16 protein-coding genes are annotated in these 14,463 nt (G+C 72.6%); 10 read left to right on the top strand and 6 right to left on the bottom strand.

Features of this window, described 5'->3' with window-relative positions:
• Positions 1–120: 120 nt before the first annotated feature.
• The 6 genes from OG199_RS30545 (at position 121) to OG199_RS30520 (ending at position 4,400) form a co-directional block, all read left to right on the top strand.
• Positions 121–1,020 (top strand): enoyl-CoA hydratase family protein, encoded by a 900-nt coding sequence (locus tag OG199_RS30545; RefSeq protein WP_405832172.1) that lies wholly within the window; start codon positions 121–123, stop codon positions 1,018–1,020.
• Positions 1,017–1,874, top strand: coding sequence for a CoA transferase subunit A (locus tag OG199_RS30540; protein ID WP_405832170.1), 858 nt, complete (start codon positions 1,017–1,019; stop codon positions 1,872–1,874). The genes OG199_RS30545 and OG199_RS30540 overlap by 4 nt, the downstream gene beginning before the upstream one ends.
• Positions 1,871–2,644 (top strand): CoA-transferase subunit beta, encoded by a 774-nt coding sequence (locus OG199_RS30535; protein ID WP_401798594.1) that lies wholly within the window; start codon positions 1,871–1,873, stop codon positions 2,642–2,644. The genes OG199_RS30540 and OG199_RS30535 overlap by 4 nt, the downstream gene beginning before the upstream one ends.
• Positions 2,644–3,723 (top strand): NAD(P)H-dependent flavin oxidoreductase, encoded by a 1,080-nt coding sequence (locus OG199_RS30530; protein WP_405832168.1) that lies wholly within the window; start codon positions 2,644–2,646, stop codon positions 3,721–3,723. The genes OG199_RS30535 and OG199_RS30530 overlap by 1 nt, the downstream gene beginning before the upstream one ends.
• A 144-nt stretch (positions 3,724–3,867) precedes the next feature.
• Complete coding sequence (locus OG199_RS30525) at positions 3,868–4,002, top strand: hypothetical protein (RefSeq protein ID WP_405832166.1); 135 nt, start codon at positions 3,868–3,870, stop codon at positions 4,000–4,002.
• Entirely contained in the window at positions 3,999–4,400 is a 402-nt protein-coding gene (locus OG199_RS30520; RefSeq protein WP_405832165.1) for a hypothetical protein, read from the top strand. The genes OG199_RS30525 and OG199_RS30520 overlap by 4 nt, the downstream gene beginning before the upstream one ends.
• A gap of 64 nt (positions 4,401–4,464) precedes the next feature.
• Here the strand turns inward: OG199_RS30520 and OG199_RS30515 are convergent, their stop codons facing one another.
• The 3 genes from OG199_RS30515 to OG199_RS30505 all read right to left on the bottom strand — a co-directional run bounded on the left by OG199_RS30515 (position 4,465) and on the right by OG199_RS30505 (position 7,138).
• Entirely contained in the window at positions 4,465–5,622 is a 1,158-nt protein-coding gene (locus tag OG199_RS30515; protein WP_401798600.1) for an acetyl-CoA C-acetyltransferase, read from the bottom strand.
• A 22-nt stretch (positions 5,623–5,644) separates the two neighbouring features.
• Complete coding sequence (locus tag OG199_RS30510; RefSeq protein WP_405832163.1) at positions 5,645–6,256, bottom strand: TetR/AcrR family transcriptional regulator; 612 nt, start codon at positions 6,254–6,256, stop codon at positions 5,645–5,647.
• A gap of 90 nt (positions 6,257–6,346) precedes the next feature.
• The gene (locus OG199_RS30505; protein WP_356803289.1) at positions 6,347–7,138 is read right to left on the bottom strand and encodes an SDR family oxidoreductase; all 792 of its coding nucleotides are present in this window, start codon (positions 7,136–7,138) and stop codon (positions 6,347–6,349) included.
• Between the two features lie 60 nt (positions 7,139–7,198).
• Here OG199_RS30505 and OG199_RS30500 point away from each other — a divergent pair, with 60 nt between their 5' ends.
• Positions 7,199–8,338, top strand: coding sequence for an acyl-CoA dehydrogenase family protein (locus tag OG199_RS30500; RefSeq protein ID WP_356803291.1), 1,140 nt, complete (start codon positions 7,199–7,201; stop codon positions 8,336–8,338).
• Complete coding sequence (locus OG199_RS30495; RefSeq protein WP_405832160.1) at positions 8,338–9,306, top strand: acyl-CoA dehydrogenase family protein; 969 nt, start codon at positions 8,338–8,340, stop codon at positions 9,304–9,306. The genes OG199_RS30500 and OG199_RS30495 overlap by 1 nt, the downstream gene beginning before the upstream one ends.
• Here the strand turns inward: OG199_RS30495 and OG199_RS30490 are convergent.
• The 3 genes from OG199_RS30490 to OG199_RS30480 are packed head-to-tail and all read right to left on the bottom strand — an operon-like array spanning position 9,281 to position 12,319.
• Positions 9,281–10,960, bottom strand: a complete 1,680-nt coding sequence (locus OG199_RS30490; protein ID WP_405832158.1) for a cytochrome bc complex cytochrome b subunit — start codon at positions 10,958–10,960, stop codon at positions 9,281–9,283. The genes OG199_RS30495 and OG199_RS30490 overlap by 26 nt on opposite strands.
• Before the next feature lie 58 nt (positions 10,961–11,018).
• Positions 11,019–11,603 (bottom strand): HutD family protein, encoded by a 585-nt coding sequence (locus OG199_RS30485; protein WP_405832156.1) that lies wholly within the window; start codon positions 11,601–11,603, stop codon positions 11,019–11,021.
• On the bottom strand, positions 11,600–12,319 hold the full coding sequence (locus OG199_RS30480; RefSeq protein WP_405832154.1) for a vWA domain-containing protein: 720 nt from the start codon (positions 12,317–12,319) through the stop codon (positions 11,600–11,602). Before OG199_RS30480 ends, OG199_RS30485 begins: the two co-directional genes overlap by 4 nt.
• Before the next feature lie 243 nt (positions 12,320–12,562).
• Between OG199_RS30480 and OG199_RS30475 the strand changes: the two genes are divergently transcribed.
• On the top strand, positions 12,563–13,519 hold the full coding sequence (locus OG199_RS30475) for a rhomboid family intramembrane serine protease (RefSeq protein ID WP_405832153.1): 957 nt from the start codon (positions 12,563–12,565) through the stop codon (positions 13,517–13,519).
• Positions 13,520–13,551: 32 nt separating this feature from the next.
• Positions 13,552–14,400 (top strand): chitosanase, encoded by an 849-nt coding sequence (locus tag OG199_RS30470; protein WP_405832151.1) that lies wholly within the window; start codon positions 13,552–13,554, stop codon positions 14,398–14,400.
• The last annotated feature ends 63 nt before the right edge of the window (positions 14,401–14,463 follow it).

Raw genomic sequence — 14,463 nt, 5'->3', positions numbered from 1 at the left:
CGTCCGTGCCACCGTCCGTGCCGTCCACGTTGTCCACAGGGCCTCCCGCGCGGATGCATTCGCTGCTAGCTTCGAGACTGCACCTAACAAACGTTTGGTGGGAAGGTAGCTGATGCGTCCATGGGTGTCTCCACCTCGTCCCCGGAAAAACGGATCTCCGTCGTCACGGTCGACTTCCCGCCGGTGAACGCGCTGCCGGTGCGCGGCTGGTTCGACCTCGCCGACGCCGTGCGCGCCGCGGGCCGCGACCCCGGAATCCGGTGTGTCGTGCTGACGGCCGCCGGGCGCGGTTTCAACGCGGGCGTGGACATCAAGGAGATGCAGCGGGAGGCCCGGGAGACCGCGGGCCACCAAGCGCTCGTCGGGGCGAACCGCGGCTGCTTCGAGGCCTTCGCCGCGGTCTACGAGTGCGAGGTGCCGGTCGTCGCGGCGGTCCACGGATTCTGCCTGGGCGGCGGGATCGGACTGGTGGGGAACGCGGACGTGATCGTGGCGAGCGAGGACGCCACCTTCGGCCTGCCCGAGCTGGACCGCGGCGCCCTCGGCGCGGCCACCCACCTGGCCCGTCTGGTCCCGGGGCACCTGATGCGCGCGCTGTACTACACCGCGCGCACGGCGACCGCGGCCGAGCTGCACGCGCACGGCTCGGTGTGGAAGGTCGTACGGCGGGCGGAGCTCCAGGACGCCGCCCTGGAGCTGGCCCGCGAGATAGCCGCCAAGGACGGCGAGTTGATCAGGCTCGCCAAGGCCGCTCTCAACGGCATCGACCCCGTGGACGTCCGCCGCAGCTACCGCTTCGAGCAGGGCTTCACCTTCGAGGCGAACCTCAGCGGGGTGGCCGACCGCGTCCGCGACACGTTCGGCCGACAGGCCCCGGCGGCGGAGGCGGAGGCGGAGGTGGCGGCCACGCGGGCCGCGGGCACCCCGCGGCCCACGGCACACGAGGCACACGAGGCACACCACGCACCCGAGGAGCACGGGAAACACGGAGAGCACGGGAAGCGGGAGGCCGGCCAGTGAGCGACAAGACCATGTCGGCGGACGAGGCCGTCGCCCGTCTCGAGAGCGGGATGACGCTGGGCATCGGCGGCTGGGGTTCGCGCCGCAAGCCGATGGCCCTGGTCAGAGCGCTGCTCCGGACGGGGATCACCGATCTCACGGTCGTGTCGTACGGCGGCCCGGACGTCGGCCTGCTCGCCGCCGCCGGACGGATCCGCAAGCTGGTCACCGCCTTCACGACCCTCGACTCCATCCCGCTCGAACCGCACTACCGCACCGCGCGCGAGAGCGGCGCCTTCGAGCTGGCGGAGGTCGACGAGGCGATGTTCATGTGGGGCCTGCACGCCGCCGCGAACCGGCTCCCCTTTATGCCGGTGCGCGCCGGTCTCGGCTCGGACGTGATGCGGGTCAACCCCGGCCTGCGGACCGTGACCTCCCCGTACGAGGACGGGGAGACGTTCGTCGCCATGCCCGCCCTCCGCCTGGACGCGGCCCTGGTCCACATGAACCGCGCGGACCGCGCGGGCAACGGCCAGTATCTGGGCCCGGACCCGTACTTCGACGACCTGTTCTGCGAGGCGGCCGACACGGCGTACGTCTCCTGCGAGCAGCTCGTCGACCGTCTCGGCACCACCGCGCTCGACAAGGAGGCCGCGCCGCAGACGCTGCTGCTGAGCAGGTCGAGCGTGACGGGTGTCGTCGAGACGCCGAACGGCGCGCACTTCACCTCCTGCGACCCCGACCACCCGCGCGACGAACCCTTCCAGAAGCTGTACGCGACCACCCCGTACGACCGGTTCGCCGAGCGTTTCCTCGCCGGTGACGAAGAGGCGTACCAGTCCGCCGTGCAGACCTGGCACAAGGAGCGGCGATGAGCCCGGTCCCCGCGGTCACCCGCGCCGAGTACTGCGTGATCGCCTGCGCCGAGGCCTGGCGTGGCGACGGCGAGGTGCTCGCCAGTCCCATGGGCACGATCCCTTCCCTCGGCGCCCGTCTCGCCAGGCGCACCTTCTCCCCCGACCTGCTGATGACCGACGGCGAGGCCCTGCTGGTCGGCCTCGACGGCACCCCCGAGGGCTGGCTGCCGTACCGCCGGCACCTCACCGCGGTGACCGGCGGACGCCGGCACGTGATGATGGGCGCGAGTCAGATCGACCGCTTCGGCAACCAGAACATCTCCTGCGTCGGGGACTGGGCCCGGCCGCGCCGCCAGCTGCTCGGCGTGCGCGGAGCACCGGTCAACACACTGAACAACCCGACCAGTTACTGGATCCCGAAGCACTCCCGGCGGGTGTTCGTCGAGCGGGTCGACATGGTGTGCGGGGTGGGGTACGACCGGGCCGCCGCCGCGGGCCCGAGCGCCACCCGTTTCCACCGCATCCCGCGCGTGGTGAGCGACCTCGGCGTGCTCGACTTCGCCACACCCGACCACTCCATGCGCCTGGCCGCACTGCATCCGGGTGTCACCGTGGAGGAGGTGCGGGAGGCCACGGGCTTCGAGCTGTGCGTGCCCGCCGATGTGCCGTACACCCGCGAACCGACCCCGCTGGAGCTGGAGTTGATCCGCACGGTGATCGATCCGGGCGGTGCCCGGGACCGCGAGGTCGCGGGGCCGGCCCCGCGCGCCGGGGAGGCCGGGCCCTGATGGAGACCGCGTTCACCCGTCTCGTCGGCGTCCGTCACCCGGTCGTGCAGACCGGCATGGGGTGGGTCGCGGGGCCCCGGCTGGTCTCCGCCACGGCGAACGCCGGAGCGCTGGGCATCCTGGCCTCCGCGACGATGAGCCTCGACCACCTGCGGGACGCGGTGCGGGAGGTCAGGTCCCGTACGGACGCGCCGTTCGGGGTGAATCTGCGGGCCGACGCGGGGGACGCGGGCGAGCGGGTGCGGATCATCGTCGAGGAGGGCGTGCGGGTCGCGTCGTTCGCGCTCGTGCCCTCCCGTGAGCTGATCGCCGAACTGAAGGAGGCGGGGGTGGTCGTCGTGCCCTCCGTCGGGGCGCGGCGGCACGCGGAGAAGGTGGCCGCGTGGGGCGCGGACGCGGTGATCGTGCAGGGCGGCGAGGGCGGCGGACACACCGGCGAGGTGGCGACGACGGTGCTGCTGCCGCAGGTGGTGGACGCCGTGGACATCCCGGTGGTGGCGGCGGGCGGTTTCCACGACGGGCGGGGGCTGGTCGCGGCGCTGGCCTACGGGGCGGCGGGCATCGCGATGGGGACGCGTTTTCTGCTCACCTCCGACTCCACCGTCCCGGCCGCGGTGAAGGCGGCGTATCTGGCCGCCGCCGTCGGGGACGTCACGGTCACGAGAGCCGTCGACGGACTGCCGCACCGCATGCTGCGCACGGAGTTCGTCGGCTCCCTGGAGCGGGCCGGCCGTGCGCGGGCGCTCGTCCGGGCGGTGCACCGGGCGGCGGCCTTCCGGCGGGTGTCCGGCCTCTCCTGGCCCCGGATGGTCCGTGACGGCCTCGCCATGCGACACGGCAGGGACCTGACCTGGAGCCAGGTGCTGCTGGCCGCGAACACGCCGATGCTGCTCAAGGCGGCGATGGTGGACGGGCGTACGGATCTGGGGGTGATGGCGTCGGGGCAGGTCGCGGGGGTGATCGAGGATCTGCCGTCCTGCGCGGAGCTGGTCGAGGCGCTGATGTCGCAAGCGGGGGCGGTTCTCCAGGGTCTTTCCGCGCACCCCGGGTGTGCACACCCGGGTATACGCCCGGCGTAGGACCGAGACACCGAGCGTCCGCGCGGCCCGTGCCCGGCCGGCCGGGATCCTGAACAGCGCCGAGGCCGGGGAAATCACGGTGGTCACCCCGCCGAGGCGGACGCTCCCTCTCCGCCGTGGCCGGGCCGACGGGTCGGGCGGGCCATGACCCGGCTCGCCGAGGCGGGGGGCATCGCCGATCTCTCCCTCGGCCGGCCCAGCCTGGACGAGGCCTTCCTCGCGCTGACCGGGCGTCGGGCCGGTCCGGCCACCTTCGACCACGAGGACCTGAACGCATGAGCACCTCTGACCTCTCCGCGCGCCCTGCCGCGGCGCAGGACCCGATCGACGCGCTGCTCGCCGCGGGACGCGGACGCCGTCGCGCCGGGCCACTCGTCGCTTCCGCCGCCTTCGGCAGGCGCGGCCCGGCTCAGATCAGGCACGATCCCAAGCAGCTCGTGGACTCGGCCGTCGTCCCGATCCTGTTCACCCTGCTGTTCACCCACCTGTTCGGCGGCGCCGTCAGCGGCGGCTGGCTCCGGGCCTTCGTCGACGTCAACCCGCTCAGTCATGTCGCGAGCGCGGCCCGGGACTTGACGAACGACGCGGGCGCGGGCGGCGCGGTCGTCCGGTCCCTCGCCGCGACCGCCGCCCGCACCCCGGTGTGCGCCCCGATCACGCTCCGCCTCTACGGCTAGCGGGGCTGAGGAGCGCCGGTTCCCGGCCGGACGGTGCCGCGAGCGGTGTCCGGCGCGAGCGTGGTCAGAGCCGTTCGATGATCGTCACGTTCGCCTGGCCGCCGCCCTCGCACATGGTCTGCAGCCCGAACCGGCCGCCCGTGCGCTCCAGTTCGTGCAGGAGTGTCGTCATCAGCTTCACGCCGGTGGCGCCGAGCGGGTGACCGAGGGCGATCGCGCCGCCGTTGACGTTGACCTTCTCGGGGTCGGCGCCGGTCTCCTTCAGCCAGGCGAGGACGACCGGGGCGAAGGCCTCGTTGATCTCCACGAGGTCGATGTCCCCGAGGGACATGCCGGTCTTCTTCAGGGCGTACGTGGTGGCGGGGATGGGCGCCGACAGCATGCGGATCGGGTCCTCGCCCCGCGCGGAGAGGTGGTGGACGCGGGCCCGTGGGGTCAGACCGTGTGCGCGTACCGCCCGCTCGGAGGCGAGCAGCATGGCGGCGGCGCCGTCGGAGACCTGGGAGGAGCAGGCGGCGGTGATGGTGCCGCCCTCGACGACCGGCGCGAGTTCGGCCATCTTCTCCAGCGAGGTGTCCCGGCGGGGGCCCTCGTCGGCCGTGACCTCGCCGAGGGCGACGGTCTCGCGGGCGAAGCGGCCCTCGTCGAGGGCGCGCAGCGCCCGTTGGTGGGAACGGAGCGCGAACTCCTCCTGGTCGCGGCGGCTGATGCCCCACTTGGCGGCGATCAGTTCGGCACCGTGGAACTGGTTGACGGGCCGGTCGCCGTACCGGGCCCGCCAGCCCTCGCTGCCGGCGAAGGGTCCGTCGGTGAGGCCGAGGGGCTCGGCGGCGCGGCGGGAGGCGAAGGCGATGGGGATCAGGCTCATGTTCTGGACGCCGCCCGCGACCACCAGGTCCTGGGTGCCGGACAGGACCGCCTGGGCCGCGAAGTGCACGGCCTGCTGGGAGGAGCCGCACTGCCGGTCGACGGTGACGCCCGGTACCTCCTCGGGGAGTCCGGCCGCCAGCCAGCAGGTGCGGGCGATGTCCCCGGCCTGGGGTCCCACGGTGTCCAGGCAGCCGAGGACGACGTCCTCGACGGCGGCCGGGTCCACGCCCGTGCGCTCGACCAGCGCCCTCAGGACGTGTGCGCCGAGGTCGGCCGGGTGGACGGCGCTCAGGCCTCCCCCGCGCCGCCCGACGGGCGTGCGGACCGCTTCGACGATGTAGGCCTCGGCCATGACGACTCCTCCGCGGACGGGGTCAGGGGCGTACGGAGATCCCGTCCAGCACCATCGACAGGTACTGCCGGGCGATCTCCTCCGGGCTGTGCTGTCCGCCGGGCCGGTACCAGGACGCGGCGACCCAGACGGTGTCGCGCACGAACCGGTAGGTGAGCCGGATGTCGAGGTCGGACCGGAAGGCCTCGGCGGTGACGCCGCGCTCCAGCGTGCTCAGCCACGCCTTCTCGAAGTTGCGCTGCGATTCGGCGAGGAACGCGAAGCGCGGCTGGGCGGCGAGGTGCCGGGACTCCTTCTGGTAGATCGCGACGGCGGCGCGGTGCCGGTCGATCTCCCGGAAGGACTCGGTGACCAGTGCCTCCAGGGTTTCCCGGGGGCCGAGTCCGGCGGCCAGGACGGTGTCGTAGCCGTCCCAGAGCTCGTCGAGGAAGGTCCGCAGGATCTCTTCCAGCATCGATTCCTTGGAGTCGAAGTGGTAGTAGAGACTGCCCGCGAGCATCCCGGCCTGGTCCGCGATCCTGCGTACGGTGGTGGCGTTGTAGCCCTGCTCGGCGAAGACCTCGGCGGCGAGGCCGAGGAGTTCACGGCGGCGCTGGGGGGTGGCGGTCACCTGGGGCTTCTTCTTGGTAGGCACCGGTCCATTGTGATGCCGGTGCCGCGGCGGGCGGCGTCTGCCCGTGAAGGAGCGGCGTCCGGGCGGACGACGGGAGTTCCGCGACACGCCCTAGGCATGCTGGCTGCTGACGGCGACGACCTCACCGGTCATGTACGAGGAGTAGCCGGACGCCAGGAACACGATCACGTTGGCCACCTCCCAGGGTTGCGCGTACCGGCCGAAGGCCTCACGGCCCGTCAGTTCCGCCAGCAGTTCGGGGGTGGTCACCTTCGCCAGGTGCGGGTGCATGGCGAGGCTGGGGGACACCGCGTTGACCCGGACCCCGTAGGCGGCGGCCTCGATCGCGGCGCAGCGGGTGAGCGCCATGACCCCGGCCTTGGCGGCGGCGTAGTGCGCCTGGCCCGCCTGGGCGCGCCAGCCGACGACGGAGGCGTTGTTCACGATCACGCCGCCGCCGGCCTGTTCCTTGAAGCGCCGCAGTGCGGCGCGGGTGCACCGGAAGGTGCCGCCCAGGGTCACGTCGAGGACCTTCGACCACTGTGCGTCGGTCATGTCGACCAGGGCCGAGGTGCCGCCGAGACCCGCGTTGTTGACGACGACGTCCAGTCCGCCGTGGAGGTCGTCCGCCCGCGCGAACAGGGCCTCCACCTGTCCTTCGTCCGTCACGTCGCAGGGCAGCGCGGAGACGTTCCCGGTGCCGAACTCGGCGGCCAGGGCTTCCTCGCTCTCCTTGAGGCGGCGCGGGTGCGCGTCGCTGATGACCACCCGCGCGCCCTCCTCCAGGAGCCTGCGCGCCGTGGCCCCGCCGATGCCCGCGCCCGCGGCGGCCGTGACGACGGCCGTGCGTCCCCTCAGCAGTCCGTGCCCCGGTTCGTAGGCGGGAGTCTCGACGTCGCTCATACCGCCAAGCTAACCTACCAAACACTTGTTAGGGAAGCTCGCCGTCGAGAGGTCACGTCGATGGATCTCACGCACTCCCCCGCCGACGAGGCGTTCCGCGCCGAGGTCCGGGCCTGGCTCGGCGCCCATGTGCCGAGCGCCCCGCTCCCCTCCCTGGAGACCGAGGAGGGTTTCGCCGCCCACCGCGCGTGGGAGGCCGAACTGGCCGCGGACCGCTGGTCGGTGGTGTCCTGGCCGGCGGCGTACGGCGGCCGGGACGCGGACATCGTGCGCTGGCTGGTGTTCGAGGAGGAGTACTACGCGGCGGGCGCGCCGGGCCGTGTCACCCAGAACGGCATCAACCTGCTGGCGCCCTCCCTCTTCGAGCACGGCACACCGCGGCAGCGGGCCCGGGTGCTGCCCTCCATGGCCACCGGTGAGGTCGTCTGGGCGCAGGCCTGGTCCGAGCCGGAGGCCGGGTCCGACCTGGCGTCCCTCACCTCCCGCGCGGTGCGCGCCGAAGGGGGCTGGCTGCTGAGCGGCCAGAAGACCTGGTCGTCGCGTGCCGCCTTCGCCGATCGCGCGTTCGGACTGTTCCGCAGCGACCCCGACACGCCGAAACCCCACCAGGGGCTGACCTATCTGATGTTCGGCCTGCGGGCCCCCGGCGTCACGGTCCGGCCGATCGGCCGCCTCGACGGGAAGCCGGCCTTCGCCGAGATCTTCCTGGACGAGGTCTTCGTCCCCGACGAGGACGTGATCGGCGAGCCCGGCCAGGGCTGGCGGATCGCCATGTCGACGGCGGGCGACGAACGCGGGCTGCGGCTCCGCTCCCCCGGCCGCTTCCTGGCCGCCGCGGACCGGCTGTTCGCCCTGTGGCGGAGCCGGGACAGCCCGGCGTGGGCCGCGGACCGGGTGGCGGACGCGCTGATCGGCGCCCGCGCGTACCAGTTGTTCGCCTACGCCCACGCCTCCCGCCTCCTCGACGGCGGGAGCATCGGCCCGGAGGCCAGTCTGAACAAGGTCTTCTGGTCCGAGTACGACATCGCGCTGCACGAGACCGCGCTCGATCTCCTGGGCCAGGAGGGCGAGGCGGCGGACACGGACTGGTCCGAGGGGTATGTGTTCTCCCTCGCCGGCCCGATCTACGCCGGCACGAACGAGATCCAGCGCGACATCGTCGCCGAGCGCCTGCTCGGCCTCCCGAAGGGCCGCCGCTGATGCGCTTCCTCCTCGATGCCGAACAGCGCGCGTTCGCCGGCTCCCTCGACGCCATGCTGACGGCCGCGGACACACCGTCGGTCGTACGGGACTGGAGCCGGGGCGAGCACGGCAGCGGGCGCGCGCTGTGGTCCCGGGTCGCCGCGGCGGGCGTGTTCGCGCTGGCGGTGCCGGCCGCCTACGGGGGACTGGGCCCGCTCCCGGTGGAACTGGCGGTGGGCTTCGTCGAGTTGGGGCGGCACGCGGTGCCGGGACCGTTGGCGGAGACGGTCGCGGTGGCAGCCCTGCTGGCGGAGCTGGCGGACCCCGGCCCCGCGGAGCGGCTGCTTCCGGCACTGGTCTCGGGCGAGGCGCAGGCGACCCTGGCCCTCGACGGTTCGTACGCGCTGGACGGCGACGCGGCGGCCGTCCGCCTCGCCCTGACCGCAGGCGAACTGCGTCTGGCCCCCGGCCGCGGTCCGGTCCGCGGCTGTCTGGACCCCGCCCGCCACCTCACCCCGCTGACCGCGGGCGGTGAACTCCTGTCCGCCGCGCCCCCCGTGGAACACGCCCTCACCTGGGCCCGGTTCGCCACCGCCGCCCAGGCCCTGGGTGTCGGTCTCACGCTCCTCGACCGGACGGTCGCCCACGTCCGGCGCCGCACCCAGTTCGGTGTCCCCGTCGGCTCGTTCCAGGCCGTCAAGCACCGGCTCGCCGACGCGCGGACGGCCCTGGACTTCGCGCGCCCGCTGCTCTTCGGAGCGGCCCTGACCATGGCACCCGCCGACGTCGCCGCCGCCAAGGTCAGCGCCTGCGAGGCGGCGTACGCCACCGCGCGCGCCGCACTTCAGCTGCACGGCGCGATCGGCTACACCGCCGAGCACGACCTGTCGCTGTGGCTGGCCAGGGCCCGCTCCCTGCGCACCGCCTGGGGCGGCCCGGCCGAGTGCCGGGCGGCCGTCCTCAGTGGTCGTGCCGCTCGCTCGTGATCTCCCGGTACTCCTCGGCCGTCGGCTTCGGGATCTGTGTACCGGGCCCGTACATGGCCCGCGCCAGCCGGGCGCGCAGTCTGCGGCCGGGGCCGACGCGGCGGGCGACGCCGTTCGCGTCGACGAGCGGGCCGAGTTCGTACGGCGGCGGCTGCTCGTGCTGGGTGAGCGTGAACCGCTGCGCGGGCGAGAGCGGTTCGTGGACCTCGACGTACTCGCCGTGCGGCAGCCGCCGGATCATCCCCGACTCCCTTCCGTGCAGCACCTTTTCGTGGTCCCTTCGCTGAAGTCCCAGGCAGATCCGCCGGGTGAGGACGAAGGCGAGCGCGGGCGCGACGAAGACGGCGACGCGGACGAACCAGGTGATCGCGTTGATGGAGAGGTGGAAGTGGGTGGCCCAGAGGTCGTTGCCGCCGCCGACCAGCAGCACTCCGTACAGCGTCAGCCAGGCGACGCCGAGCCCGGTGCGGGTGGGGACGTTGCGCGGCCTGTCCAGGATGTGGTGCTCGCGCCGGTCCCCGGTGATCCACGCCTCGACGAACGGATAGACGGCGATGGCGGTCATGATGAGCGGGAAGAGCGAGAACGGGATGAAGACGCCCAGTTGCAGGGTGTGGCCCCAGGCGTTGATCTCCCATCCCGGCATCACCCGGATCAGGCCCTCGGAGAACCCGAGATACCAGTCGGGCTGCGCGCCGGTCGTCACCAGGTCCGGCCGGTAGGGCCCGAAGGCCCAGACCGGGTTGATGGTCGCGACCGCCCCCATGATCGACAGCACCCCGAAGACCAGGAAGAAGAACCCGCCCGCCTTCGCCATGTAGACCGGCATGAACGGCATGCCGACGACCGACTTCTGGTCCCGGCCGGGGCCGGGGTACTGCGTGTGCTTGTGGTAGAAGACCAGGATCAGATGGGCGACCACCAGTCCCAGCATGATCCCCGGCAGCAGCAGGACGTGGATCGGGAAGAAGCGCGGGATGATGTCGTGGCCGGGGAACTCCCCTCCGAAGAGGAAGAAGGAGAGGTACGTCCCCACGACCGGGACCGACAGGATCGCGCCCTGGGCGAAGCGGACGCCGGTGCCGGAGAGCAGGTCGTCGGGGAGCGAGTAGCCGGTCAGCCCGGTGATGAGGCCGAGCATCAACAGGGTCCAGCCGAAGAGCCAGTTGACTTCGCGCGGCTTGCGGAAGGCGCCGGTGAAGAAGACCCGCATCATGTGCACGAGCATCCCGGCGAGGAAGACGAGCGCCGCCCAGTGGTGGATCTGCCGGATCAGCAGACCGCCGCGCACCTCGAAGCTGATGTCCAGCGTGGACTCGTACGCCCGGGTCATGGTGATGCCGTCGAGCGGTGTGTAGGAGCCGTGGTAGACGACCTCGGCCGCGCTCGGTTCGAAGAAGAGCGTGAGGTAGACGCCGGTCAGGATCAGGGCGAGGAAGCTGTAGAGGCAGACCTCTCCGAGCATGAAGGACCAGTGGTCCGGAAACACCTTGCGCAGATTGGTCCTGGCCAGCGCGTACAGCCCGAGCCGCCCGTCGGCCCAGTCCGCCAGCCGCTCGCCCCGGCCGGCCGCGTCGGGCCGGCCGGCCGCCGTCTCCCGGGCGCCCCCCGAAGTGTCCTCGCCCTGACCGGAGTTGCTCTCTCGCACGTCCATGCGTCGCCCCCCTCGGCCCACCAGGGTGGCATGGCGCCTCCCCGAAGCCAACGGGGCGTCACGGGTCGGTCGGTGCGGCGGGCGGGGCCGGTGCCGCGAGCCGGACGACGGCGGTGCGGCCGGTCGCCCGCAGCACGGCGTCCTCACCGGTCAGCAGCGCGGCGTCGTACCGGGCGAGGGTCAGGCCGGCCAGCACGGCGGTGCCGTCGAGCGCGACGACCAGCACGGCCGGGGCCGCCGGCACGGCGACGGCCGCGCCGCCCCGCGCGACCGTGACGGCAGGGACCGCCCCGTCGCCCCTGCGCCACATGACGTTGAGGTTCACGACCGGGCCCCCGAGCAGTCGGCAGCCGGTGGGCAGGTCTCCGGGGAAGGACCGCGGCACGAAGGGCGTGTCGACCCGGTGGTGTTCGCCGCCGACGGTCAGGTCCATCCCCGCGCCCTCGACCATCGTGAGGGTGCGGTCCACTCCGGCGAACGACGAAAACGGGCCGTCGGCGCCGACGTCGGCGAGGCTCACCCGCCACCGGAAGTCGTCCATGCCGGCACCCTCCGGCCACGCGGCGATCTCCCGCGTCACCCCGCCACCGTTCTTCCAGGGCACCGCCGTACGCCCGGCGGCGGCCAGCAGCCGTACGGTCACCGTACGATCCCCCGGGCCCGCGCCGCCGCCAGCCACTGCGGGAACTCGCCGACCATCCGGTCGTACAGCTCCTCGTCGCTCACCTCGAGGGGATCCGAACCGGCGTGGAAGAAACCGGCGTTGTCGACCGCCCGCTTCTGCGGGACGGCCAACTCGTCGAGCTTGCGCAGGAAGTCGAACTGCTTGCTGTCCGGGTCACCGAACCCTATGAACTGCCAGAACAGCGGGAGCTTCGCCGCCTTGCACAAGTACCGCTCGGCGGCGAGCTTGTTGACCGGTCCGCCGTCGGTCTGGAAGACCACGAGGGCGGGGTCCTTGGAGCCGCTGTCGAGGTAGTGGTCGATGACCGCGTCCATGGCCAGGTGGTAACTGGTCCTGCCCATGTGCCCGAGCCCCGCCACGATCCGCTCCACCCGCCCCTGGTGGTCGTAGAGCGCGATGTCGGTGACCGCGTCGATGTCCGTGGAGAAGAAGACCACCGGAACCGTGCCGTCGTCGTCGAGATGTGCCGACAGGCCGAGCACCCGGTCGGCGAGCGCCTGCACACTGCCGTCGAGGTAGTACGGCTTCATCGAACCGGAGTAGTCGACCACCAGGTACACCGCGGCCCGCTGCCCGCCCAGCCCGTGCCGGGCGAGGGAGACACCGGCGGTCTTGTACAGACTGACCAGCGCGGGCGCGGTCTCCTCCACCTTGCTGAGACTGATGCCGGGCATACGGGCTCCCTTCGGTACGGCTCCGGTGCGGCTCGGACGCTGTTCCGGGGCGGCTCGGATCCCGCCCCGGTGCGGCTCGGGTCGGGCTTCGGTGCGGTGAGCTGGGCGGGAGTGCCGAGATTACGTCACCACGGCGGCCCCCTGCCGTCCCGCCCGTACACCCGTGTTCGCTATTTTGTTCGCCGCCGACCCCACCGGCTCACCCTTCCTCTCCCGCATGTCCGTACCGCCAAGGAGCCGGCCGTGGAATCCGAGTCCGCCGAACCCGCCGCGTCAGCCAACCCCGTCGAGCCCGCCGTCACCACCTGCTACCGGCACCCCAAGGTGGAGTCGTACGTGCGCTGCACCCGGTGCGACCGCTACATCTGCCCGGCCTGCATGCGCGAGGCGGCCGTCGGCCACCACTGCGTGGAGTGCGTGAAGGAGGGCGCCCGGTCCGTCCGGCAGGCCCGCACGGCGTTCGGCGGCCGGATCTCCGCGGTGCCCGTGCTGACGTACGCCCTGATCGCGCTGAACGTGCTGGCCTACCTGGGCGAGGTGGTGCGCCCGGCGATCGTGGACCGGTTCGAGATGCTGGGCGCGAGGCTGACGGGGCCGGACGGCGGACATTACCTCTGGCAGGCACACCACCCGGCGGACTTCCGTCCGGAAGGCGTGGTCGACGGTGAGTGGTATCGGACGCTGACCGGCGCGTTCCTCCATCTGCCGCCCACCGAAGGCACGTTCGGGATCGTGCACATCGTGATGAACATGGTCGCCCTGTGGAACCTGGGACGGGTGGTGGAGGCCCAGCTCGGCAGGGTCCGGTACCTCGCCCTGTACCTGCTGTCCGCGCTCGGCGGTTCCGTCCTGGTGCTGCTGCTCGCGCCGGACGCGCCCACGCTCGGCGCGTCGGGCGCGATCTTCGGACTGGGCGCCGCGTACTACGTCATGGCCCGCCGCCTGGGCGCGGACATGAACGCCGTCAACCGCATCATGGCGGGCCTGCTGCTGTGGCTGCTGATCTCCGCGGGATACACCTCCTGGCAGGCCCACCTCGGCGGTCTGCTGGCGGGCGGCGTGGTCACCTTCGCGTACGCGTACGCACCCCGGGACGGCCGGCGTGCCCTCGTCCAAGGCGCCGTGTGCGCGGGGCTGTTGGTCCTGCTGGTGGTGCTCGCCGTCGGAAAGGTCTCCGCGCTGAGGAACGGAGCGGTCTGAGGGCTGTCCCGGCCGGTCCCTACGCTGGGGGCATGAAACGCGCACGTCTCCTTCTGCTCGCGGTCCTCCCCCTGGCCGCGGCGGCGCTCTACTTCTTCGTCCCCGGGTTCCAGGGCTCGGGCGAGGCGGCCGGGTCCCCGGGCCGGCAGGGCGCCGGACGGCCGGCAGGCGCCGGCCTCGCCGCGCCGGACAAGAAGGAGCTGGCCCAGGAGATCGTGGCGAGCGCCGAGAACTCCACACTGGACTGGCGCAGCGCGTACGGCTACATCGAGGACATCGGCGACGGCCAGGGCTACACGGCGGGCCTCATCGGCTTCTGCACCGGCACCCACGACCTGCTCGTCCTGGTCGAGCGCTACACGAAGGACCACCCGGGCAACGGCCTCGCCCGCTATCTGCCCGCGCTGCGCAGGGTCGACGGCACCGACTCCCACGAGGGTCTCGACCCGGGCTTCCCGGCGGCCTGGCGCAAGGAGGCCGCGGTGGCCGCCTTCCGGAAGGCCCAGGACGCCGAGCGCGACCGCGTCTACTTCGACCCCGCGGTCCGCCGTGCCAAGCTCGACGGGCTGGGCACGCTGGGGCAGTTCGTCTACTACGACGCCATGGTCATGCACGGCCCCGGCACCGGCCCCGACGGTTTCTACGGGCTGCGCCGGCGCGCCATGGCCCAGGCCGACACCCCGGCCGAGGGCGGTTCCGAGAAGTCCTACCTCGACATCTTCCTGGACATCCGCCGCACCGCCATGAAGTCCGAGAGCGCCCACCACGACACGACCCGGATCGACACGGCCCAGCGGAAGTTCCTGTACGACGGCAACCTCGACCTGGACACACCGCTGGAGTGGAAGGTGTACGGGGAGACGTACAGGGTGCCGCGGTAACCGGCCGGGCCGGGACGCACCACGGCGCCCACCACCGTCCGGTCGGGGACAAGGCAGGCGCCG

This window comes from Streptomyces sp. NBC_01176, assembly GCF_045039825.1.
In the GTDB taxonomy this organism is placed as follows: Bacteria; Actinomycetota; Actinomycetes; order Streptomycetales; family Streptomycetaceae; genus Streptomyces.
Note: the sequence above shows the minus strand (reverse complement) of the source record. Positions and strands in the feature narration are given on the sequence as shown.

Excerpts from the sequence above, each read along its gene's own strand:
- OG199_RS30545 (WP_405832172.1), top strand. The coding sequence starts at position 121 with ATGGGTGTCTCCACCTCGTCCCCGGAAAAACGGATCTCCGTCGTCACG.
- OG199_RS30535 (WP_401798594.1), top strand. The coding sequence starts at position 1,871 with ATGAGCCCGGTCCCCGCGGTCACCCGCGCCGAGTACTGCGTGATCGCC.
- OG199_RS30530 (WP_405832168.1), top strand. The coding sequence starts at position 2,644 with ATGGAGACCGCGTTCACCCGTCTCGTCGGCGTCCGTCACCCGGTCGTG.
- OG199_RS30525 (WP_405832166.1), top strand. The coding sequence starts at position 3,868 with ATGACCCGGCTCGCCGAGGCGGGGGGCATCGCCGATCTCTCCCTCGGC.
- OG199_RS30520 (WP_405832165.1), top strand. The coding sequence starts at position 3,999 with ATGAGCACCTCTGACCTCTCCGCGCGCCCTGCCGCGGCGCAGGACCCG.
- OG199_RS30515 (WP_401798600.1), bottom strand. The coding sequence starts at position 5,622 with ATGGCCGAGGCCTACATCGTCGAAGCGGTCCGCACGCCCGTCGGGCGG.
- OG199_RS30505 (WP_356803289.1), bottom strand. The coding sequence starts at position 7,138 with ATGAGCGACGTCGAGACTCCCGCCTACGAACCGGGGCACGGACTGCTG.
- OG199_RS30500 (WP_356803291.1), top strand. The coding sequence starts at position 7,199 with ATGGATCTCACGCACTCCCCCGCCGACGAGGCGTTCCGCGCCGAGGTC.
- OG199_RS30495 (WP_405832160.1), top strand. The coding sequence starts at position 8,338 with ATGCGCTTCCTCCTCGATGCCGAACAGCGCGCGTTCGCCGGCTCCCTC.
- OG199_RS30490 (WP_405832158.1), bottom strand. The coding sequence starts at position 10,960 with ATGGACGTGCGAGAGAGCAACTCCGGTCAGGGCGAGGACACTTCGGGG.
- OG199_RS30480 (WP_405832154.1), bottom strand. The coding sequence starts at position 12,319 with ATGCCCGGCATCAGTCTCAGCAAGGTGGAGGAGACCGCGCCCGCGCTG.
- OG199_RS30470 (WP_405832151.1), top strand. The coding sequence starts at position 13,552 with ATGAAACGCGCACGTCTCCTTCTGCTCGCGGTCCTCCCCCTGGCCGCG.